The following is a 21,318-nucleotide window of genomic DNA, read 5'->3' on the forward strand; positions in this document are numbered from 1 at the left end:
CGATCCGCAATGTCGCGTCAGGCAGTGCAGACCTTCGGCCAGATCGCGGATGCGCTGCAGACGTCCAAAGGTTCCATCTCGTCGGTATTGAAGACGCTTGTCACTATGCGGTGGGTGGACAAGGTCTCCAAGCCTGGCGATCGCAAGGACTACGCCTCGATCCGGCCCGGAATTCCGCCGGAGCTGACCCGTCGGCAGAGCGGCATGTACACCGACCTCACCAATATGACCGCGCGGGCTCGCACTAATCGACGACCCGAATGGTGCTGACGCCGAACGGGTTCGGGATATGCACGAATTCTTGATGCGGATGGGCAAGGAACTGCCCGCGCTGATCGATCGGTGGTATACCGAACATCGCTCCTGAATCAGGCCAGCAGTTTCGCCTTCAGTGCTGCGACGTCGGTGGCCGACAGCTGCAATCCCGCACGGACATAATTGTCGAAACTGCCGTAGCTCTGGTTCGCTTGGTCGAACGCGGCATCCAGCCATGCGGCGGAGACGCCGTTGAGCGGATCGTTCGCGCTGGCATTGCGGTACTGATTCGACAGCAGGTAATCCTGCGTGACGGTGTCGCGGTCCACGCCGAGGATGGTCAGCAGGACCGCGGAGGTCCAGCCGGTGCGGTCCTTGCCCGCGGTGCAGTGGAAGAGCACGGCGCCGTCGGTGTCGATGATGTCGCGCAGCACCGAGGCGAAGGCTTCGTTCGCGCCCGGCGCGGCGATGAATGCGCGGTACAGGTCGTTGCCGCCGGTGAGGGTGGTGACCAGGGTTTGCGGCGGCGCCTGACCGATGACGTCGTTCCAGTTCGCGACCACACCAGCGGGCAGGCGGTCGGCCGCGATGGTCCGCTCGTAAACGGTGCGCAGATCGTCGACCACGCGCACCTGACGGTCGGTCAGCACGGCCAGATCGGCCGGAGTCGCATTGTTGAGCTGGCCGGTGCGGTAGACCAGCCCGGTGCGCACCCAGTGTCCGTCGGTGGTGCGGTAGCCGCCCGCGTCACGGCTGTTCTGCACGCCCTGCAGATTCAGTGCGCGGTCGACGGCGACCGGATCGGCGACGCTGACCGGATCGGCCGGTGCGAGGCCTGCCACCGGCCCGAAGGCGACGGTCAGACCGGCAGCCAGTGCGACCGGGACCCGAACGGAACGACGGACCACGACTGCTCCGATCACGCGGCGACTTCGAAGCGCGAAAGCGCCAGCAGACGCGAAATCGCACGCAGGTACTTCTTGCGGTAACCACCATCGAGCATCTCTTTGGAGAAGATCTCGTCCAGCTTCGCGCCCGAAACCGTCACCGCCACGCTCGCGTCGTACAGCCGGTCGGCCAGTACGACGATCCGCAGCGCGACCGCCTGATCGGTCACCGGATGCACATTCGAAATGAATACCGACGACACCCCGGAGATCAGCGCACCGTACTTCGACGGGTGCAGTGTGCTCAGATGCTTCAGTAGCGCGTCGAATTCATCGAGCGTGGAACCTGTTGTGGCACAAGCGTGCTCGGTGAGCAGTTCTGGTGAGGTGGGTTCGGGAGCGGGCGGCAGATCGCGGTGCCGGTAGTCCGGACCGTCGACGCGCACGGGCTCGAAGATCGAACCGAGCTTCTTGATCTCGCGCAGGAAGTCCTGGGCGGCGAAGCGGCCCTCCCCCAGCTGGCCGGGCAGGGTATTGGAGGTGGCGGCGATGGAGACGCCGCGCGCCGACAGCTCGGTCAGCAGCCGCGAGACGAGCATGGTGTCGCCGGGATCGTCGAGTTCGAATTCGTCGATGCACAGCACGCTGTTCGCCGCGAGCCGCTCGACGGCATTGTTGAAGCCGAGTGCGCCAACGAGATTGGTGAGTTCACCGAAGGTGCCGAAGGATTTCGGTGCGGGCGCGCTGTGGAAGATGGAGGCCAGCAGGTGGGTCTTGCCGACGCCGAAGCCGCCGTCGAGGTAGAGCCCGGCGCCGCTGATCGGTTTCCTCTTCCCGAACAGGCTCTTCTTGTTCGCCGCCCGATGGATCTTGGCGACCTGAACGGCGAAATCCTCGGCCTTGTGGACCGCGGCCGCCTGGGTCGGCTCCTTGGGATCGGGAATGTAGGAGGCGAAACTGACCTCGTCGAACATGGGCGGTGGCACCATCTGGGCGACCAACTGGTCCGCCGGAACCTCCGGATGGCGATCGACAAGGCGCTCTTGCATGCTGGAAGCCTAATGACGTGGTGTGATCTTTCTTCATGCAGCGTATCCACAATGCGATCCAGCTCACAGGACTGAGCCGGGACGAGCTCGCCGATCTGTACGCCTACCCCACCGAACTCGAGGCTCCTTGGGTCCGCGCCAATTTCGTCTCCAGCATCGACGGCTCCGCCACCAGCGGCAATGTCTCCGAAGGCCTCGGCACCCCGGCCGACAAAACCGTCTTCATGCTGTTGCGCCAATTGGCCGATGTGATCGTGGTCGGCGCGGGCACCGCACGGGCGGAGAACTACGGCGGCGCCGGGACCGACCCGGTCTTCCGGCGCGCGCTGTACGACCGCGGCATCGGCGGACACCGCGACGGGGCGCCGCCACCGATCGCGGTTGTCACCGCCAGCGCTTCGCTGGAGCCGGGCGCGCGGCTGTTCACCGAGACCAAAGTTCCGACGCTGATCATTACCACCAGCACTGCGCCGGAGGATCGCAAACAGCAACTCGCCGATGCGGGCGCGCACGTCATCGAGGCGGGCGGTGTCGCGATCGCCCCGCAGGGCCTGCTCAACACACTCGCCGACCTCGGGCTGCGGCGCGTGCTGTGCGAGGGCGGTCCGCATCTGTTCGGTGAGTTGCTGGAGGCGGATGCGGTCGATGAACTGTGCGTCACCACCGCACCGATCCTGGTGGGTGGTACCGCGCGCCGAATCTCGCTGTCGGCACACGAGTTCCGGGTGCCGATGGCGCGCAGGCATATCCTGCTCGACGACGACGGCACCGTGCTGACCCGCTGGACCCGTTCATGAACAAACCGCACGAACCTGGCAGGCTGTAGCGCATGCGCTGGACTCGGGCCGTCGTGCTGGCATCGACACTCTCGATCATGATCGCCGGATGCGGTGCGGGACCTTCCGATCGCCCCGGCGTCGCCGTCGAGCGCGCGCCGCAGGCCGGGGCGGGGCCGCAGCCGACCACGGTCATCGCGCCGCCGCCGGATGCCGGTGTCCCCAAAACCGATTTGACCTGGCGCGATTGCACCACGCCCACACTCGACCTACTCGGCCTCGGCCCCGCGCCATCCGGCCTGGTCCTGGACTGTGCCGAATACACCACCCCGATCGATTCGACCGGCGGCGTGCTCGGCAACTTCCGCACCGGTGCCATGCGGGCCCGGCTGCCGCAGACCCCGACCGATGTCGCGCCGCTGGTCATCACCTCCGGCGCGGACCGCTCCTCCACGGCGACACTGGCCGGGCTCGCCGTCGGCGCCGGCAACGGGCTGCTGGCCAGCCGCCCGATCGTCGCCGTGGACCGGCGCGGTCTCGGGACCTCGCAACCGATCGACTGCATGACCGCCGAGTCCCGCCGCGGCCTGGCCGACAACGGGCAATTCGGGCCGGGCGCAAACGATCCCGTCGAAGCGGTCACCGGATTCAGCCAGGACGCCACCATCGCCTGCCGCGACTTCCTGCAGCCCTATGAGGGCACCTTCGACGCACCGCATGCCGCCGACGACATCGAGCAGCTGCGCAAGCAGTGGCAGGTCGACCGGATCGACCTGCTCGGTTCGGGCAATGGCGCGAAGGTCGCGCTCAGCTACGCACGCAAATTCGGCGACCACCTGGCGCGCCTGGTGCTGGACTCACCGGAGGCCGTCGGCGCCGATGCCGTCACCCGCACCGAACAGCGCGTCCAGGGCGCGGAAGCGGCGGTGACCGCATTCGCCCAGCGTTGTACCGGCGTCGGCTGCTCACTCGGTGCCGACCCACGCGCGGCGATCATCGATCTGGTGCGCAAGGCGAGCAGTGGCGGACTCGGCGATATCTCCGCGAATGCGCTGCTGACCGGGTTGTCGGGCTTCCTGGCCGCTCCGCGCGACCAAGCCGCGCATATCGCCGAACTCGCCGACGCGCTCTCGGTCGCCGGGCGCGGCGATCGCGGCCCGCTCGGGACGCTGATCCAGCGCGAAACCGCCGCCACCGCGGCCGACGGCCAGTTCGTCAACCGCTGCACCGACAACCAGCTGCCGCCGAGCCCCACCAAGGCCAAGGAGCTCGCGGACACCTGGGGCACCAAATATCCGGTCTTCGGCAGGTCTGCCGCGATCGGGATGATGGAATGCGTCGCCTGGCCGGTCAGCGCCGCACCGCCGCTGCCGGAGAAGCTGGATCTGTCGGTTCTCGTGCTCGGCGGAATCGCGGATCCGCTGGTCGGCGACGGCGGTCAAGCCTCGGTGACCGGCGCGCTCGGCGCCGCCGGCGCGCGCAAGGCCGCGATCACCTGGCAGGGTTGGGGACATCCGGTTTTCGCTCATTCCGGTTGTGCGCAGCGGGCTCTGATCGACTACCTGAAAGACGCCAAGCTGCCTGCTGATGGCACCGCTTGCCCCGCATAAGCGCATCAAAGGCACAGCCCCTTTAGGGGATATGACGGAGCCGAGCGCCAGCGAGGCGCAGTCATTTCCCCTAACCTCGGCACGCCAGGTAGGTCCAGGCAACCGTCGTGTGTGGATCCGGTGTACCGTGCCCCAGTGTTACTTCGACAGCTCGAGCCTCGCACCGCTCGCACCACCGCCGAGGTGATCAAGTTCGCACTCTGGCCGCTCGCGGTCATGACTGTGCTCAACCGGGTCTTCATCAAGGCAGTCAACGGCTTCATCACCGATGATTTCAGACCGGTCTACAACGCGTCGCTGGCGTTCCTCAACCACCGACCGGTGTATACCGCGAATTACAATCTGGTGGATCCGCACTACTTGTATCCCCCGAGCGGCACGCTGCTGATCGCGCCTCTGGCGCTGATCGATCCGGAGAAGTCGCGCTGGTGCTTCATCCTGTTGAATGCCGCCGCCATCATCCTGGCCTGGTATCTGCTGCTCAAGCTGTTCAAGTTCACGGTGTCGTCGGTGGCGGCGCCGGCCCTGCTGCTGGCCATGTTCAGCTCCGAAACCGTCATCAACACACTGGTTTTCACCAATGTGAACGGATGCGTGCTGCTGGCCGAGGTGGGCTTTATCATGCTGCTGCTCGCCCGGCGGGATCTGTGGGCCGGCGCGATATTGGGTTTGAGTATCGCGGTGAAACCGACGCTCGCACCGCTGGTGCTGATCGCGGCGGCGCGCGGGCAGTGGAAGGTGTTCTACACCGCTATCGGTGTCCCGGTCGCGCTCACGGCGCTCGCCTGGCCGCTGTCGAAGGACGCGGACAAATTCTTCACCCGGACGTTGCGCTACATTTTCGAATCCCGGGACTACTTCAACAGCGCGATCGTCGGCAATGCGGCGTATTACGGCCTGCCGCTGTGGCTGACCTGGGGTATTCGCATCGTGATGGGCGTAGTGGTGGCCATCTCGCTGTGGCTGCTGTATCGCTACTACCGCGACGACGAACTGTTCTTCGTGACGACCTCGTCCGGTGTGCTGATGACCGCGTCGTTCCTGCTGTCCTCCCTGGGGCAGATGTACTACTCGATGATGCTGTTCCCGTTGCTGATGTCGGTGGTACTGCGCAATTCGGTGCTGCGGAACTGGCCGGCGTGGCTGGCGGTATTCGGATTCATGTCCTACGACAAGTGGCTCTCCGACCGCTGGCAGGGCCTCGGGCGCAATCTGGAGTATCTGCGCATCACCTTCGGCTGGGGTCTGCTGCTGATCGTCATCACATGTGTGCTCGGCGATCGGTATCTGGCGGCGCGACGGGAAGGTCGGCTGCAGTTCGGAATCGATCCGGAGTGGATGCGCTCGGCGCCGGATTCGCGGGCCGCCGCCGAGGACGCGCCGCTGGTGGTCGAGCCGGAGACGGCATACGACAGCACTCCTCGCGACGCGACGAACGGCAGCGAATTGCTCGATGACCCGCGGGCGAGTGCACTCAAGTAGCGACGGGACAGGCGGCGCAGGCGGCGAACACCTATTAGCGTGGAGCAATGAGTTCTGACGCCGACACGTCCCAACCCGTACCCCGGATCCAGCTGACCCCACAGGAGTGGAAGGCCAAGCTGAATCCGGAGGAATACGCGGTGCTGCGACAGGCCGCGACCGAACGCCCGTTCACCGGCGAGTACACCGACACCAAGACCGAGGGTGTCTATGTGTGCCGGGCGTGCGGGGCCGAATTGTTCCGCAGTGCCGAGAAATTCGATTCGCATTGCGGTTGGCCGTCGTTCTTCGACCCGGCGAAGTCGGAGGCGGTCATTCTGCGCTCCGACGACACACTGGGCATGCACCGGGTCGAAGTGCTGTGCGCGAACTGCCACAGCCACCTCGGCCACGTTTTCGAGGGCGAGGGATACAACACGCCCACCGATAAGCGCTATTGCATCAACTCCATCGCCCTGCAACTGCACCCCTCGGGCAGTGCAGCGGAGTAAAACGACTGCGGCGCTGAGCGAAAGATACAGACCGACCGGCTTGTTGAGCATGCCCCAAAAAACTGGGGCATGCTCAATCGGTCTTCAGCTCATGGCAAGGCGGCGATGAGCTTTTCGATTTCGACGCGAGGGCCGGTGAAGAATGGCACCTCTTCGCGCACGTGCAGGCGGGCTTCGGTGGCGCGCAGATCACGCATGAGGTCGACGATGCGGTGCAGTTCCGGTGCCTCGAAGGCGAGGATCCACTCGTAGTCGCCGAGAGCGAAGGAGCTGACGGTGTTGGCGCGCACATCCGGGTAGCCGCGTGCGGCCTTGCCGTGGTCGGCGAGCATCTTGCGGCGCTCGTCGTCGGGCAGCAGATACCACTCGTAGGAGCGCACGAACGGGTAGACGCAGATGTAGTTGCCCGGATCCTCACCGGCCAGGAACGCCGGAATGTGGCTCTTGTTGAATTCGGCGGGCCGATGCAGCGCCACATTGCTCCAGACCGGCGCGCTGGCCCGGCCCAGTTCGGTGGTGCGCCGGAAATCCGCGTACGCCGACTGCAGATCCTCGACCCGCTCGGCATGCGACCAGATCATGAAGTCGGCATCGGCGCGCATCCCCGCGACGTCATAGATGCCGCGAACCACGACGTCGCGCTCGGCGAGCCCATCGAAGAACGCCCGCGCCTCCTTGACGGCGGCCTCACGGTCATCCCCCAACACCCCCGGCTGCACCTGGAACACCGAGAACATCAGGTATCGGATGGTGGAATTGAGTGCTTGATAGTCGAGTCGCGCCATGATTCCTATCGTGCCATTGCGCCGAATCGGTGCATCCGTGCGGGCCGTTCCCGACGCGGATGCGCGCGCCGTATCTCAACCATCGCACTGCGGTGGGCAGCGCGACGCGGTGCCGATCAGGTCGACGCGGCTCAGGTCATGGCACTACAACCCGGTCGCGGCACCACGCATCTGGACGCCGCAGGTGTGGCCCTGACCACCCGGAAGTCGCAGGGCGCGACGCGGCTCCGATCACGATGCCGGGGCTCAGATCTGCCGCTGGCCACCCCATATAGTCGCGGTCCGAGGCACAGCTTCCGCGGCTGAGGCCATGGCGCTGCCCATCCGGTGGTCGCATTGCACAGCGCAGCGCCATCAAAACACCGCAGCTCGAGGTGCTACCTACCCGGCAGCCGACTGTGTGGGGCTGCGCGGATCAGGCGGCGGTGCGGGTCAGGGTGGTGGCTATGCGGTGGGCGGCAGCGGAGGCGGAGGCTACGCAGGCGGGGACGCCGACGCCGTGGAGGTAGGCGCCTGCTATCGCGAGGCCCTCGAAATCGGCTGTGGTGGACTCGATTTCGGCTATGCGGTCGAGGTGGCCGGGAGCGTATTGGGCGAGACCGCCGGGCCAGCGCTGAACAACGGCCGAGATCGGTTCGATGCTGGCACCGGTGACGGTGGCGAGGTCTTCGGTGGCGGCATTGATGAGTTCGGCGTCGGACCAAGTCTGGGTGGAGTCGTCGCCGAATTTGCCGAATGAGGCTCGGACGGCGGCGGTTTCGCGTTGGGCGAGGTGCGTCCACTTGCGACTGGACAGGGTGAAGGCCTTGGCGCGCAAGGGTTCTCCGGTGGCGACCAGGATGCCGGAGTTGTGTGGCAGCGCGGTATCACGCGGAAGAGCCAGGGCCACAACGACAGACGAGGACAATTCGATGCCGCCGGCGGCCGATGCGGCGGCGGGTGCGAAGGGGCGCAGCAGGTTCGCGGTCACCGGCGCTGGGGTGGCAAGCACCACCGCGTCCACCGCGCCGATCGGCTCGAGTACCCAGCCGTGGGTCGCGCGGCTCAGGTGGGTGGCCGAGGTCGCGGTGACGAATTCCGCCTCGGAGTTGGCGGCCAATGCGTCGAGCAGCACCCGGTAACCGTCGCGAAGGCCGCCGAAAACCGGCGTGTTCGAGGGCGGCGGCATCGCGGCGGCGACCGCTTGGGTGAGGCTCGACGCGCCGTTGTCGAGTGCGGCGGCCAGCGTCGGCAGTGCGGCGCGCACCCCGATGGAGCGCGAACTGCCCGCATAGACGCCACCGAGCAGCGGGTCGACGCTGCGCTCGGCGACCTGTGCGCCGAACCGGTCGGCGACGAGGTTGTAGACGTCGAGGTCGGCGTCCGGATACCAGGCCAGCGGCCGTCGCGTCTCCGCATCGATCCGCTCGAGCGTCTCGGCATCGACCAACCCCCGCATCGACTCGGCATCCGACGGAATGCCCATCAACGTGCGTTCCGGTAGCGGATGCGCGCTGCCCTGCGCCCAGACCAGCGGCCGCAATCCGGCGGGCACCACCAACTCCGATTCCAGCCCGAGCTCACGCAGCAGCGCGGGTACCTCCGGCCGCCGCCCGACGAACGCCTCCGCCCCGAGATCCAAGGGCTCCCCGGCCAATTCGCCGGTATAGAGAATCCCGCCCAGCCGCGCGCCGCGATCGACGACCACGATCTCCGCCCGCGTCCCCAGCAGCCCCCGTAACCGGTACGCCGCGACAAGCCCGCTGATCCCGCCACCGACCACCGCGATTCTCATGTCGCGACCGTAGCCCGCCGACGGATCCGCACCGACCACACCCCTGACCTTCGTGACCGAGCACACGGTCGGCGCCCCGAGTCCGCGGACCGGGCGGGTGTTTCCACCGGTCGCCGCGCAGCCGCACACCCTCGCCGAGCTCGGCTGCGCCCGGACCAACTTGCGGGAGATCGCGAGGAGATGATCCGTAACGTCGTCGACCGCTTCGCCGAGTTCTCGGGTCGACTGTTCCTGGTCCCCTCCGCTATTCGACGGGCTATCCCGACAGGCGCTGCCGCGCGAACTCGCCGGACGCGGCGATGCCGTCGATACGCTAGCCATCGAAGCCGCCGCCCTGCTCGACGTGGTGACCGGACCGCGCAAGCCCTGGCCGACCTCCGAATTGCACTGTTGCACGGCCGTTTACGGCCGCGCATAAGGCGTGATCTGCGCGACGCGTCCGTCACGTCATCCGTTTATGGCGGGAGTCAAGGCGTACCGGGGATTATCAGGTCCACATGGTCGCGCGTGTTGTCGGTGGCGAAGTGCTCGTCTTCAGCGGCCATCCACTGCTCCCATAAGGGCAGGGTGTGAACACCGTCGCGTTCGAGCCCGCGTGCCAGACGCACCGTGCGCGGAGTGTCGATCCAGACCGCCAGCGACAGCCGATCGCGGACGGCGGCGCGGGCCGAGGAGACGCCTTCGAGGATGAGCACTCCGTCGGGCGCGACATCATGCCATTCGACCAAAGTCCGCTTATCCCAGTCGTATCGCTGATACCGACCGGGACGGCCCCGGGCGATCGGTTCGAGCACCTGCTCCTCGAGCCGTGGCCACCACGGAAGTTCGTTGTTTCCGTCCGCGAAGTCGTCGGTGTGCACTACCTGCGCAGCGCACAGCCCCGCCAAAGACGCCGCGAATGTCGACTTTCCGGCCCCGCCCGGTCCGTCCACCGCCACCAGGCGGGTCGAACCGAGTCGCGGCGAGCTGGTGGCGATCCGACCTGCGATCTCGTCGGTGGCCGGACTCCGCCCTGGCGACACAGGTCGAGTATCCGCACTCACGCCTACTCGGTCACAGTTCGTGGACGAGTTGCACCAGGGCGGTCAGCACACCCGGATCGGTATCGGGCAGCACCCCGTGCCCGAGGTTGAAGATATGACCGGCCGCACCCATGGTGATCGCCTCATCGGCCTCGTGTGCGATACGCCGCGCCTCGGCCTCGACGGCAGCGGATCCGGCGAACAGCACGGCCGGATCCAGGTTGCCCTGCAACGCTTTTCCGGGTCCGACCCGACGCACCGCCTCGGTCAGTGGCACCCGCCAATCGACGCCCACGACATCGGCGCCGACTTCCCCCATCACACCGAGCAACTCACCGGTACCGACCCCGAAGTGGATCCGCGGCACGCCGGCCGCGGCGACCTCCGCGAATACCCGCTCCGAATGCGGCAGCACGAATTCGCGATAGTCGGCCAGCGAGAGCGCACCGGCCCACGAATCGAACAACTGGACGGCGTCGACACCGGCGGCCAACTGTGCCTGCAGGAAGGCGATGGTGATATCGGTCAGGACACCGAGCAGCTCGTGCCAGGTCGTCGGGTCGGCGTGCATCATCGCCTTGGTGCGCTCGTGGTTCTTGCTCGGCCCACCCTCGACCAGATACGACGCGAGCGTGAACGGCGCACCGGCGAATCCGATCAGCGGCGTATCGCCGAGTGCGTCGGTCAGCAGCTTCACCCCGTCGGTCACCGCGCCCACCTCTTCGGGCCGCAGCCGCGGCAGTGCGCGCACGTCCGCGATGGTGCGCACCGGCGAAGCGATCACCGGCCCGACGCCGGCCACGATATCGAGATCGATACCGGCGGCCTTCAGCGGAACGACGATGTCGGAGAACAAGATCGCCGCATCGACACCGTGGCGCCGGATCGGCTGCATGGTGATCTCACACACCAGCTCCGGGTCGAAGCACGACTCCAGCATGCCGATGCCCTTGCGCAGTTCGCGGTATTCGGGCAGCGACCGTCCGGCCTGCCGCATGAACCACACCGGACGACGGCTCGGTGCGGCGCCGGTGGCGGCGGCCAGGAACGGGGCATCGGTCAACCGGCGACGGGTTTGAGTGCTCATCACCGCCTATCGTATGCGGCCCGCAAGGCCCTCTAGCGGCGCGCCTCCGACTGCGCCGGGCACGCAAGGTCTACCGTCGCTTCCGTGACACCGCTCGACTTCCGCGACGGAGCCGCACCGACCGAAGGACCCAACGGCGAGCCAGCTCAGTTTCGCGCCGCGGTCGATGCGATGGGCACCGCAACCGTGCACCCTCGAATCGAGCTGGCACCGATCCGGCCCCCTCAACGCCTGGCACCCTTTTCGTACGCACTAGGCGCGGAAGTCGAACACCCCGAAACCAATGTGGTGCCGGTCGATTCCGAGGGTGATGCCTTCGGCAGGCTGATCCTGCTGCACGATCCCGAGGGCGGCGAGGCCTGGCACGGTGTCTTTCGCTTGGTTGCCTACATCCAGGCAGATATCGATGCGGCACTGGCCACCGACGCGCTGCTTCCCGAGGTCGCCTGGAGCTGGCTGGTCGACGCGCTCGAAACCCGCGGCGAAGCGTTTACCGCGCTCGGCGGCACGGTTACCTCCACCAGTTCGGTGCGCTACGGCGATATCGCCGGACCGCCGCGCGCACACCAATTGGAGCTGCGCGCCTCCTGGACCGCGATGACCACCGATATGCGCCCGCACGTGGAAGGCTTCTGCGAAGTGCTGGCCTACGCGGCCGGTTTGCCGCCCGCCGGAATCACCCATCTGCGACCGGAGTCGTATACCAGCAACGACCACACCTGATCGCCACGTAAAGTTCAAGTTTATGTCGGTAGCAGACGAGTCCGAGCAAAGCAACACGCCACCAGAAAGCACGGCGGAGCCGCTGCTCGTCCCTGCCGACGGTGTGCCCCCCGTGCTCGTTACCGCAGCAGAGGTCGCCGACGCCGCTGCTCGGCTCGCGGCGGGCACCGGTCCACTGGCCGTCGATGCCGAGCGCGCCTCCGGTTTCCGGTATTCGGCGCGCGCCTACCTGATCCAGTTGCGGCGCGCGGGTTCGGGCAGTTTCCTGATCGATCCGATTCCGGTCGCCGAAGCGCTCGAACCGCTGGCCGCCTCGATCAACGATCTCGAGTGGGTGCTGCATTCGGCGGATCAGGATCTACCCGGACTCGCCGAACTCGGCCTGCGCCCCGCGCGACTGTTCGACACCGAATTGGGCGGCAGGCTGGCCGGTTTCGAGCGCGTCGGATTGGCAGCCATGGTCGAGCGGCTGCTCGGCCGTGCGCTGCGCAAGGGTCACGGTGCTGCCGACTGGTCGACCCGGCCGCTGCCCGACGATTGGCTGAACTACGCGGCACTCGATGTCGAATTACTGCTCGAACTGCGCGACGAGGTGGCCGTCTCGCTCGACGCCCAGCACAAGACCGATTGGGCCGCACAGGAATTCGAGCATGTCCGGATCACCGAACCCGGCACGCCGAAGGCCGACCGCTGGCGGCGTACCTCCGGCATCCACACCCTGCGCCGCACCCGCCAGCTGGCCATCGTGCGCGAACTGTGGACCACCAGGGATACCCTGGCGCGCACCCGCGATGTCGCCCCGGCCCGCATCCTCCCGGATGCCGCGATCATCGCCGCCGCGAATGCCGAACCGCGCACCATCGCCCAACTGCGCACCCTGCCGGTGTTCGGCGGGCCACGCCAGCGCCGCTACTCCCGCGACTGGCTCGCCGCCGTCGACCGCGGCCGCGCCCTCCCCGACACCGACCTACCACCCCTGACCCAACCGTTCGAGGGACCGCCCCCGGTGAACCGCTGGGAGCGCCGCGACCCGGCTGCCGCCGCCCGACTGGTTCGAGCGCGCGCGGCGATGGGTGAACTGTCCGTCGAGTACACGATTCCGGTGGAGAATCTGCTCTCCCCCGACCTGGTGCGCCGCTTGTGCTGGGACGGACTCCCCGATTACGACCGAGTAGGCGGGCTCGACGACCTATCCGCCGCGATCGACGGATTCCTCAAGTCGGGCGGCGCTCGACCTTGGCAGCGCGAACTCGCGGTCCCCCGACTCGCCGCCGCCCTGACCCCAACCCCCGAGTAGACCGAACGCGGCGTTCAGGACGAGGTCGCGACGGACTGCTCGAAGACCTGCAGGCCGTGCTCCATGGCGGCACCGAACGCGTCCGCGAGGTCGTACGGCAGGGCGTCGTGGATCCAGACGAAGCGGCTGCCGTCGGCATGCGGGAAAACCTGCATGGACGAGCTGTCGTGCTCCGGGGTGACGCATCATTCCCGCAACCGCGGCCGCACCTGGTGCTCGATGGACGTCTGCGGCAATCGCGTGAAAGTCCGTGCCTCCCACCGGCGTAACGCAACACGGTAGGCGAGAGCACCAATGATGGTGCCGCCCAGCGCCAGTCGGCACCGGAGCGACAACCCCTTACTCAGCGTGCGTCGAGCCAGCCCGAGACGCGGCGGGCGATATCGGTAGCGGTCAATCCGAGCTCTTCGTGCATTTCGTTGCGAGACGCATGGTCCAGGAAGTGTTGCGGCACACCGAGATCGCGGGTCGGCACATCCAAGCCCGCACCGCGCAAGCGCGCGGATACGGTGGATCCGATGCCGCCGTGCAGACCGCCGTCTTCCAAAGTCACTACGAGACGGTAGTTTTCGGCGAGTTTGACGACAGTATCGGAAACCGGCAGCACCCACCGCGGATCGATCACGGTGACCGAAATACCTTCCGGCTCCAGCAGATCCGCGACCGCGACCGCGGTCGATGCGAATGGTCCGACCGTGACCAGCAGTACATCACCGCGCTGGGCTCGCGCAGAGCCGCCTTCACGCTCGGGCAGCCGCAGCACATCGACCCCATCGAGCCGCTCGACGGCCGAAATATCCTCGGCCACACTGCCCTTCGGGAAGCGGATGGCGGTCGGTCCGTCACTCACCGCGAGCGCCTCGGCCAACTCCTCACGCAATGTCGCCGCATCGCGCGGGGCCGCAACGCGCATGCCCGGAATGATGCCGAGTACCGACAGATCCCACATGCCATTGTGCGAGGCGCCGTCCGGACCGGTGATCCCGGCGCGATCCAGCACCACCGTCACCGGCTGCTTCAGCAGCGCGACATCCATCAGCAACTGGTCGAAGGCGCGGTTGAGGAATGTGGAGTAGATCGCCACCACCGGATGCATGCCGCCGAGAGCGAGTCCGGCCGCCGAGGCCATCGCGTGCTGTTCGGCGATGCCGACGTCGAACATCCGCTCCGGGAATCGCTCCCCGAACGCCGCCAGCCCGGTCGGTCCTGGCATGGCCGCGGTGATCGCGACGATGTCGTCGCGCTGCTCCGCATGCGCGATCAGCTCCTGGGAGAACACCGAGGTCCAGCCGAGCGCCTTGGGGCCGCCGAGCGGGCGGCCGGTGAGCGGGTCGATCGGATCACAGGCGTGCATCTGGTCGGCGACGTGGTTCTCGGCGTGCGAGTAGCCGCGGCCCTTCTGCGTCACCACGTGCACGACCACCGGCCCGCCGAAATCCTTCGCGCGACGCAGCGCCGCTTCCAACGCGACGGTGTCGTGGCCGTCCACCGGCCCGACATACTTCAACCCGAGATCGCTGAAGAGCTCCTGCGGACTGACCGCATCCTTGATTCCGGCCTTCACCGCGTGCACCATCGAGTACGCGGATTCACCGACGCGCGGAATGCTCTTGAGGATCCGCTTCCCCGCATCCAGCGCATGCTCGTAGGCGGGCTGAGTGCGCAGTGCGGTCAACCGGTCGGCGAGGCCGCCGATGGTCGGTGCATACGAGCGGCCGTTGTCGTTGACCACCACGACGACGGGCCGGTCCGGCGCGGCGGCGATATTGTTCAGCGCCTCCCAGCACATGCCACCGGTGAGCGCGCCGTCGCCGACCACCGCGACCACATGCCGGTTCCGCCCGGTCAGTGCGAAGGCCTTCGCCAGACCGTCGGCATAGGACAGCGAGGCCGAGGCGTGCGAGGACTCGACCCAGTCGTGGGCGCTCTCGGATCGGCTCGGGTAGCCGGACAATCCACCCTGCTTGCGCAGCGTGTCGAACTGATCCTTGCGACCGGTGAGGATCTTGTGCACGTAGGCCTGATGCCCCGTGTCGAAGATCAACGGATCGGCCGGCGAGTCGAAGATCCGGTGAAGTGCGATGGTCAGCTCGACCACGCCGAGATTGGGGCCGAGGTGCCCGCCGGTGACGGCGACCTTCTGCACCAGGAACTCGCGAATCTCCTCCGCCAGTTCACCCAATTCGGCAACGGTCAGCCGTCGCAGGTCTTCGGGCGTATCGACCCGGGAAAGCACTCCCACCTGAACTCGCTCCCTCCGGATAGCGCATCTGATCCGATCAGTCTACGGAGCCGCGCCAGCGGCTCCGCACGACAATGCCCCGCTACCAGCCGACTTCGCGTGGAAGTGTGAGCCTCCACACGAATCGCCGCCCATCCGAAAACACGCTCGTGCGGACGAGTTCGCAGGTCCACCTAACGTTACCCAGCTTAGAGTGGACCGGTGGCCCTGCCCGAGCAGAAGGTTCCGCAAACGGTCGACCCCGGCGTCGTGGCACGCATCGTCACCGATGGTGTGTACGAACTGTGCCGCGCCGACGATTTCTGGGAACTCGCCGACGAGTTGGACGTCCTCGCCGAATTCAGGCACCGCGCCCGCGTCTACGAACTGCACGGCGACCTGCTGTTCACCGGTGCGGAGCGGGCGGTGTGCGCGCGATCGAGGAGCAGGCCCGCGAGTTGGCGGCATCGGCGGTGGACCTGCGGCGGGGCGGTGAGGTCAGCGGGCTCGCGGTTCCGATGCTCGATGCCTTGCAGATCGAACTCGCCGCCACGGGCTGCCACGTCGCCATTGTCGACCCGGACAGCGAACTGGGGCATCTGGTCTCCAGCCTGGATCCGGTCGACCCGCGCGGGCGAGTATTCATCGATCGCGATACCGCGACCCAATGGTTCGAGGACATCGTCCTCGATCACTATCGGCCCGCGGATGAACCGGCGTGCACGTCCCTGGCGATCGAGGACCATCCCGCACTCGCGGCGCTCGCTCCGGATGATCGCAGCCGGCTGGCCAAGGATTTGAGGTGCCCACCATTGCCCGCAGCAAGGTCATCGCCGAGCGCGGCAGGACCCGCTCCGGGCTATATCTGCGGCGGTGCGCGCGATCGCCGTGCGCGGCGCCGACTATTGACCGGTTTTGCCCGGGTCGAGGGACATTTCCGAAGCATCGACCGTTGCGTCTGAAACCGATGAAGTCAGGAGAGCGCCGTGAGCAAGAAGAAGTCCCACGACACCGTCGGCACGGTCACCACTCTCGGGTCCGGCAGCGCCCGCGCCACCCCGGATCTGATGCGCGTCACCATTTCCATCGAAACCCGGGCCGGCAAGGTCGCGATCGCCTACGGCCAGGCCGGTGAGCGCGTCGCCGCTGTGACCGAATCACTGCGCTCCGATGGCGTTCCCGGCACCGATATCGCCACCAGCGGACTGTCGGTGCGCACCGAAACCGTCTGGCTCGAAGGCGGTGGCTCCAAGATCACCGGTTACGTCGCGACCACCGACCTCACCGTCGTGCTGCGCGATATCGGCGAAACTGCGGATCCGGGCCCCGCCACGATCATCGCCAACTGTGTCGACGCCGGTGGTGACGATGTCCGCCTCGGCGGCCTCGATCTCGGTTTCGCCGATCAGGAGAGCCTGCTGATCCGCGCCCGCGATGCCGCTTGGGACAACGCGCTCGCAAAGGCTGAGCAGTATGCGGACCGTGCTCGGCGGACCCTCGGCCCGGTTCTCGAAATCACCGAGAACACCACCTCCACTCCGACCGCCACGCCCCGGCTCATGGCCATGTCGGCCCCGATGAACGAGTCCTACGGTGGCGCTCCAGTTCCGGTCGAACTCGGCGAATCCGAAATCTCGGCGGCCATCCGCGCGACCTGGCAGCTCGACTGATTCCATCTGACCTAACGCTTGCTTGGGTATAGTAGGGGCCTCATGGCGTCTGACGGGGTCGGCCCTCGAAACGGTCAGTGCCGATACCGAAGTGCGGGTCGGGGTGCTCACGGGCGCGGGCGACGACATACACGGTCATGGTTCGTCTGTAAGCCGCTCTGCCACAACAGCGATCGAGGCACCGGACAGTTCACCGGGCCGGCCTGGGTGACCGGTTCAGCACCGTGGATCGATGGACAGGGGCTGAAGTCCGGCCGGTAGCTGCATACCGAGGCGCCGCTGATGATGCCGACTCCGACACCCGGGGGGGGCTGGCGGGATCGCGGCCGTCCTGCTCTGCGCCAGGCGTTACAGGTCTCAACGCTCCAGTAGAGCGAGGCATTCGACGTGGTGGGTGGCTGGGAAGGCGTCGAAGGCGCGTAGCTCAGCGAGGTGGTAGCCCACCGATCGGTAGAGGCCGAGGTCGCGGGCGAATGAGGCCGGATCGCAACCGATATGGATGATGCGGGACGGGCCGCTGGTGGTCACGGCGGTGACCACCTCCTTGCCCGCGCCCGCGCGGGGTGGATCCAGGACGACCACATCCGGGGCGGCGCTGCTGGCGTGTTCGGCCAGCCAGTGTTCGACACGCTGGGCGCGCAGGTCCAGCCAGGGCAGATCGCGCAGCGCGGCACTCCCGTCGGCGACCGCGGACCGCATCGATTCCACCGCGAGCACCGAACCGGTCTGGCCGACCTGTCCGGCCAGTCGGGCCGCGAAAACCCCTACGCCGCTGTACAGGTCCCATGCCCGCTCCCCGTGACCGAGCCCAGCCCACCCCGCGACCACATCCGAATAACATTGCGCCGCACCATGATGCGCCTGCCAGAACCCGGTTGCCGCGAGCTCCCACCGCCGTCCGGCAACATACTCGACCGTCCGACCACTACCGCCCATCACCCACTCGTCCCGAGCCGCGTGCGTCGCAGCCCGCCGCGCCGCCGCCCGCCGCCGAACTCCCTCTCTCCCAACCGATCCGGACCGATCGCTGCCTCGCGAGCCTGCGCCACCGATCTCGTCACGACGAGACCGATCCCGACGCCTGGCCCGGTCCCACTCGCCATCGTGCCCCGGTTCGGCATGACGGCCGCGACCATCCGCATCGCCGGGCAGGGCCTCAGGCCCGTCACCTTCATCGGTACGCCGCCATTCCGATCCGCCCGGACGGCCTTCGTCGCCGGGTCCACGTGCACCGGTCCGTGGCGACTCGCTGCCGGGCCCCCGCTCAGCGGCGCGACGCTTTCCGGAACGCCGGTCTGTGTCCCGCCTGCCACGCCGATCCGCACCTCGCCTCGAAGGCCGTTCGGACTCAGCACGTCCCGCAACCGCCGACGGAGCCAACTCGACGATGTGCCGCATCCCATCGCCGTCGACCGCGACTACCAGATCCGCGCCGGGAGTCCATATGCGGTCCGCGATGCCCGCCATCGCACCTGGAACCGGTTGGGGGCAGCGCAGATCGGTGATCACCTCGGTGCTGCGGTACCCGTGCACTCCGGCTCGGCCCTCGGCGTCAACGGCCAAGCGGACACGAGTACGCCAGCCGCCGGTGGCGTCGGCCGGATATCCGGCGATCGGCTCCACGGTGATATCTCGTTCGATTCCGGCGATGCGATGCAGTTGCTCCGCCACAATCGCGGCCTTCAGCGCCCGCTGCGCGGCGGGGGTGGCGAAGGAGAAATCGCAGCAGCCTGCGCCACCGGGACCGGAGACGGGACAGGTGGCGGGAACGCGATCCCGGGATGCTTCCAGGATTTCGATCGCATCGGCACGGCAGAACGAACCCCCGCGATCCTCGGTGACCCGCACTCGAACCAGTTCATCGGGCAGCCCATGCCGCACGAAGACGACCCGGCCCTCGTGCCGTGCGACACAGAACCCCCCGTGCCCGGGCGGCCCGAGCCGCACCTGGAAGGTGTTCGCGCGCCAGTCGGTCACCCTCGGTCCTCGTACCCGCGCCGCACCGCACCGGGCGCATTCACCACACCGGCCTGCCTGGCCTTCGCGGACGACGTCAACTGCCACGGCACACTCGTCACCATGACACCCGGTTCGAACAGCAACCTGCCCTTGAGCCGCAACGCGCTCTGGTTGTGCAGAATCTGCTCCCACCAGTGTCCGACAACGTATTCCGGAATGAATACGGTCACCACATCGCGCGGCGAATCGCGCCGCACCCGCTTGACGTAATCCAGTACCGGCTTGGTGATTTCGCGATAGGGCGATTCGATCACCTTGAGCGGCACCGTGATATCGCTGCGCTCCCACTCCCGCACCAGCGCCCTGGTGTCGGCCTCGTCGACGTTCACCGTCACCGCCTCCAAAGTATCGGGGCGGGTCGCGCGCGCGTAGGCCAGCGCCCGGCGCGTCGGCAGATGCAGTTTGGACACCAGCACGATCGAATGCGACCGACTCGGCAACACACCGTCCCATTCGTGCTCATCGAGTTCGCGGGAAACCGAATCGTAGTGCCGCCGAATGAGTTTCATCACAACGAAGATCGACACCATGGTGCAGATCGCGATCCAGGCACCGGCGAAGAACTTGGTGATCAACACGATGACCAGCACCGTCCCGGTGGCACTGAGCCCGATCGCGTTGATCACCCGCGAACGCTTCATCCGCGCCCGCTGCGACGGATCGGTTTCGGTGCGCAACAACCGGGTCCAGTGCCGCAGCATGCCGGTCTGGCTGAGCACGAACGAGACGAACACCCCGACGATGTACAGCTGGATGAGTTTGGTCACCTCGGCGCCGAACACCACGACGAATGCGACGGCCGCACCCGAGAGGAACAGAATGCCGTTGCTGAACGCCAGTCGGTCGCCACGGGTGTGCAACTGCCGTGGCAGGTAACGGTCCTGCGCCAGAATCGAACCCAGCACCGGGAAGCCGTTGAACGCGGTATTCGCGGCGAGCACCAGGATCAGCGCGGTCACTGTGGTAATGAAAAAGAAGCCGATCGGGAAGCCGTGGAAGACGGTCTCGGCCAGCTGGGCGATGAGCGTCTTCTGGTGGTAGTCCGCGGGTGCGCCGATCAACTCGGATTCATTGTGCGCGTAGACGATCCCGATCTTCTGGGCCAGGATGATGATGCCCATCAGCAGTGCGATCGCGATGCTGCCGAGCATCAACAACGTGGTCGCGGCATTGCGCGACTTGGGTTTCCGGAAGGCGGGCACACCATTGCTGATCGCCTCGACACCGGTGAGCGCGGCACAGCCGGACGAGAACGCCCGCGCGATCAGGAAGGTGAACGCGAGTCCGTATAGGTGCTCCTCCTCGGCATTGAGCTGGAAGCCCGCCGATTCGGCGCGCAGGTCGTCGCCGAGTATGAAGATGCGGAACAGCCCCCACCCCAGCATCGCGAACATGCCGAAAATGAAGGCGTAGGTCGGAATCGCGAAGGCGACACCCGATTCCCGGATGCCGCGCAGATTGATCGATGTCAGCACAACGATGGCGACGACCGCGAACAACACCTTGTGCGTGGCCACGAACGGAATCGCGGACCCGATATTCGACGCCGCCGAAGAGATGGATACCGCCACCGTGAGCACATAGTCGACGAGCAGCGCACTGCCGACGGTGAGCCCGGCGTTGGGCCCGAGATTCGTGGTGGCGACCTCGTAGTCACCGCCTCCAGAGGGGTAGGCGTGCACATTCTGCCGATAGCTGGCGACCACCACGGCCATCACGAATGAGACGGCCAGACCAACCCAGGGCGCATAGACGTAGGCAGAAATGCCTGCCACCGAAAGAACGAGGAAGATTTCCTCCGGGGCGTAGGCCACCGAGGACATGGCATCGGAGGCGAACACCGGAAGCGCGATTCGCTTCGGCAGCAGGGTGTGGCCCAGCGCATCGCTACGGAAAGGCCTGCCCAGCAGCAAACGTTTGGCTGCCGTCGTCAACTTGGACACTGGAGCGAGCATAGATCCCCGCAGGATGCAGCGCTCCTTCGGCCGGTTCACGTCGTATGTTTGGTTGACCGGCGGAGGGGAAATTGGGCCATGGAAACATCTGGCGGGTACGGTTCGATGCCGAGGTGAGCAAACCGAACGCCCCGCGGCGCGAGTTCACGGCCCGGAGGCGGTAGCTTGCGTAACCACATAGGGCCTGCGAGTGCCGCCAATTGAACACAGTTTCC

General features: G+C 66.8%; 20 protein-coding genes. 10 read left to right on the plus strand and 10 right to left on the minus strand.

What is annotated here, in order from left to right; all coding sequences use genetic code 11:
- Positions 1-9 precede the first annotated feature (9 nt).
- Positions 10-270 (plus strand): MarR family transcriptional regulator, encoded by a 261-nt coding sequence (locus tag ACQPXH_RS19400; protein ID WP_433597955.1) that lies wholly within the window; start codon positions 10-12, stop codon positions 268-270.
- Between the two features lie 98 nt (positions 271-368).
- Here ACQPXH_RS19400 and ACQPXH_RS19405 read toward each other — a convergent pair whose 3' ends face one another.
- Together ACQPXH_RS19405 and zapE are read right to left on the minus strand one after the other, a co-directional pair.
- Positions 369-1,178, minus strand: coding sequence for a tyrosine-protein phosphatase (locus ACQPXH_RS19405; RefSeq protein WP_433597956.1), 810 nt, complete (start codon positions 1,176-1,178; stop codon positions 369-371).
- Positions 1,175-2,191: a cell division protein ZapE gene (gene zapE / locus ACQPXH_RS19410; protein WP_433597957.1), complete on the minus strand. Its 1,017-nt coding sequence runs from the start codon at positions 2,189-2,191 to the stop codon at positions 1,175-1,177. The genes ACQPXH_RS19405 and zapE overlap by 4 nt, the downstream gene beginning before the upstream one ends.
- 35 nt (positions 2,192-2,226) lie before the next feature.
- Here zapE and ACQPXH_RS19415 point away from each other — a divergent pair, with 35 nt between their 5' ends.
- From ACQPXH_RS19415 to msrB, 4 genes are all read left to right on the plus strand, one after another.
- Entirely contained in the window at positions 2,227-2,988 is a 762-nt protein-coding gene (locus ACQPXH_RS19415) for a pyrimidine reductase family protein (RefSeq protein WP_433597958.1), read from the plus strand.
- A gap of 32 nt (positions 2,989-3,020) precedes the next feature.
- Positions 3,021-4,577 carry an alpha/beta hydrolase gene (locus tag ACQPXH_RS19420; RefSeq protein ID WP_433597959.1) on the plus strand — a complete coding sequence of 519 codons (1,557 nt, stop codon included), beginning with the start codon at positions 3,021-3,023 and terminating at the stop codon, positions 4,575-4,577.
- A gap of 135 nt (positions 4,578-4,712) precedes the next feature.
- Positions 4,713-6,059: a glycosyltransferase family 87 protein gene (locus ACQPXH_RS19425; protein WP_433597960.1), complete on the plus strand. Its 1,347-nt coding sequence runs from the start codon at positions 4,713-4,715 to the stop codon at positions 6,057-6,059.
- Positions 6,060-6,106: 47 nt separating this feature from the next.
- On the plus strand, positions 6,107-6,550 hold the full coding sequence (gene msrB, locus ACQPXH_RS19430; RefSeq protein WP_433597961.1) for a peptide-methionine (R)-S-oxide reductase MsrB: 444 nt from the start codon (positions 6,107-6,109) through the stop codon (positions 6,548-6,550).
- An 89-nt stretch (positions 6,551-6,639) separates the two neighbouring features.
- On the opposite strand, the gene hemQ is transcribed toward msrB, so the two are convergent.
- The 4 genes from hemQ to hemE all read right to left on the minus strand — a co-directional run bounded on the left by hemQ (position 6,640) and on the right by hemE (position 11,218).
- On the minus strand, positions 6,640-7,335 hold the full coding sequence (hemQ, locus tag ACQPXH_RS19435; RefSeq protein ID WP_433597962.1) for a hydrogen peroxide-dependent heme synthase: 696 nt from the start codon (positions 7,333-7,335) through the stop codon (positions 6,640-6,642).
- A 415-nt stretch (positions 7,336-7,750) separates the two neighbouring features.
- Positions 7,751-9,109, minus strand: coding sequence for a protoporphyrinogen oxidase (locus tag ACQPXH_RS19440; RefSeq protein ID WP_433597963.1), 1,359 nt, complete (start codon positions 9,107-9,109; stop codon positions 7,751-7,753).
- A gap of 467 nt (positions 9,110-9,576) precedes the next feature.
- Positions 9,577-10,131 carry a uridine kinase family protein gene (locus ACQPXH_RS19445; protein ID WP_433597964.1) on the minus strand — a complete coding sequence of 185 codons (555 nt, stop codon included), beginning with the start codon at positions 10,129-10,131 and terminating at the stop codon, positions 9,577-9,579.
- Between the two features lie 31 nt (positions 10,132-10,162).
- Positions 10,163-11,218, minus strand: a complete 1,056-nt coding sequence (gene hemE / locus ACQPXH_RS19450; protein WP_433597965.1) for a uroporphyrinogen decarboxylase — start codon at positions 11,216-11,218, stop codon at positions 10,163-10,165.
- Between the two features lie 171 nt (positions 11,219-11,389).
- Between hemE and ACQPXH_RS19455 the strand changes: the two genes are divergently transcribed.
- Entirely contained in the window at positions 11,390-11,941 is a 552-nt protein-coding gene (locus ACQPXH_RS19455; RefSeq protein WP_433603509.1) for a DUF3000 domain-containing protein, read from the plus strand.
- Between the two features lie 22 nt (positions 11,942-11,963).
- Positions 11,964-13,238, plus strand: a complete 1,275-nt coding sequence (locus ACQPXH_RS19460; protein WP_433597966.1) for an HRDC domain-containing protein — start codon at positions 11,964-11,966, stop codon at positions 13,236-13,238.
- A 14-nt stretch (positions 13,239-13,252) separates the two neighbouring features.
- Here ACQPXH_RS19460 and ACQPXH_RS19465 read toward each other — a convergent pair whose 3' ends face one another.
- The gene (locus tag ACQPXH_RS19465) at positions 13,253-13,393 is read right to left on the minus strand and encodes a hypothetical protein (protein ID WP_433597967.1); all 141 of its coding nucleotides are present in this window, start codon (positions 13,391-13,393) and stop codon (positions 13,253-13,255) included.
- On the opposite strand from ACQPXH_RS19465, the gene ACQPXH_RS19470 reads away from it, so the two are divergent.
- Positions 13,392-13,520, plus strand: coding sequence for a CGNR zinc finger domain-containing protein (locus tag ACQPXH_RS19470; protein WP_433597968.1), 129 nt, complete (start codon positions 13,392-13,394; stop codon positions 13,518-13,520). The two genes, ACQPXH_RS19465 and ACQPXH_RS19470, sit on opposite strands and share 2 nt — an antisense overlap.
- Positions 13,521-13,581: 61 nt before the next feature.
- Here the strand turns inward: ACQPXH_RS19470 and dxs are convergent, their stop codons facing one another.
- Positions 13,582-15,480, minus strand: coding sequence for a 1-deoxy-D-xylulose-5-phosphate synthase (dxs, locus tag ACQPXH_RS19475; protein ID WP_433597969.1), 1,899 nt, complete (start codon positions 15,478-15,480; stop codon positions 13,582-13,584).
- 407 nt (positions 15,481-15,887) lie between these two features.
- Between dxs and ACQPXH_RS19480 the strand changes: the two genes are divergently transcribed.
- Both ACQPXH_RS19480 and ACQPXH_RS19485 read left to right on the plus strand, forming a co-directional pair.
- Positions 15,888-16,421, plus strand: coding sequence for a hypothetical protein (locus ACQPXH_RS19480; RefSeq protein ID WP_433597970.1), 534 nt, complete (start codon positions 15,888-15,890; stop codon positions 16,419-16,421).
- Positions 16,422-16,445: 24 nt separating this feature from the next.
- A complete protein-coding gene (locus ACQPXH_RS19485; protein ID WP_433597971.1) occupies positions 16,446-17,129 on the plus strand; it encodes an SIMPL domain-containing protein in 684 nt (227 codons plus the stop codon).
- A 357-nt stretch (positions 17,130-17,486) separates the two neighbouring features.
- Here the strand turns inward: ACQPXH_RS19485 and ACQPXH_RS19490 are convergent, their stop codons facing one another.
- Positions 17,487-19,106, minus strand: a complete 1,620-nt coding sequence (locus ACQPXH_RS19490) for a class I SAM-dependent RNA methyltransferase (RefSeq protein ID WP_433597972.1) — start codon at positions 19,104-19,106, stop codon at positions 17,487-17,489.
- Positions 19,103-21,091: an APC family permease gene (locus ACQPXH_RS19495; protein ID WP_433597973.1), complete on the minus strand. Its 1,989-nt coding sequence runs from the start codon at positions 21,089-21,091 to the stop codon at positions 19,103-19,105. The genes ACQPXH_RS19490 and ACQPXH_RS19495 overlap by 4 nt, the downstream gene beginning before the upstream one ends.
- Positions 21,092-21,318 lie beyond the last annotated feature (227 nt).

The organism is Nocardia sp. CA-135953 (assembly GCF_050955735.1).
In the GTDB taxonomy this organism is placed as follows: domain Bacteria; phylum Actinomycetota; class Actinomycetes; order Mycobacteriales; family Mycobacteriaceae; genus Nocardia.

Excerpts from the sequence above, each read along its gene's own strand:
- ACQPXH_RS19420 (WP_433597959.1), top strand. The coding sequence starts at position 3,021 with ATGCGCTGGACTCGGGCCGTCGTGCTGGCATCGACACTCTCGATCATG.
- hemQ (WP_433597962.1), bottom strand. The coding sequence starts at position 7,335 with ATGGCGCGACTCGACTATCAAGCACTCAATTCCACCATCCGATACCTG.
- msrB (WP_433597961.1), top strand. The coding sequence starts at position 6,107 with ATGAGTTCTGACGCCGACACGTCCCAACCCGTACCCCGGATCCAGCTG.
- hemE (WP_433597965.1), bottom strand. The coding sequence starts at position 11,218 with ATGAGCACTCAAACCCGTCGCCGGTTGACCGATGCCCCGTTCCTGGCC.
- ACQPXH_RS19455 (WP_433603509.1), top strand. The coding sequence starts at position 11,390 with ATGGGCACCGCAACCGTGCACCCTCGAATCGAGCTGGCACCGATCCGG.
- ACQPXH_RS19440 (WP_433597963.1), bottom strand. The coding sequence starts at position 9,109 with ATGAGAATCGCGGTGGTCGGTGGCGGGATCAGCGGGCTTGTCGCGGCG.
- ACQPXH_RS19470 (WP_433597968.1), top strand. The coding sequence starts at position 13,392 with ATGGACGAGCTGTCGTGCTCCGGGGTGACGCATCATTCCCGCAACCGC.
- ACQPXH_RS19400 (WP_433597955.1), top strand. The coding sequence starts at position 10 with ATGTCGCGTCAGGCAGTGCAGACCTTCGGCCAGATCGCGGATGCGCTG.
- ACQPXH_RS19415 (WP_433597958.1), top strand. The coding sequence starts at position 2,227 with ATGCAGCGTATCCACAATGCGATCCAGCTCACAGGACTGAGCCGGGAC.
- zapE (WP_433597957.1), bottom strand. The coding sequence starts at position 2,191 with ATGCAAGAGCGCCTTGTCGATCGCCATCCGGAGGTTCCGGCGGACCAG.
- ACQPXH_RS19460 (WP_433597966.1), top strand. The coding sequence starts at position 11,964 with ATGTCGGTAGCAGACGAGTCCGAGCAAAGCAACACGCCACCAGAAAGC.
- ACQPXH_RS19465 (WP_433597967.1), bottom strand. The coding sequence starts at position 13,393 with ATGCAGGTTTTCCCGCATGCCGACGGCAGCCGCTTCGTCTGGATCCAC.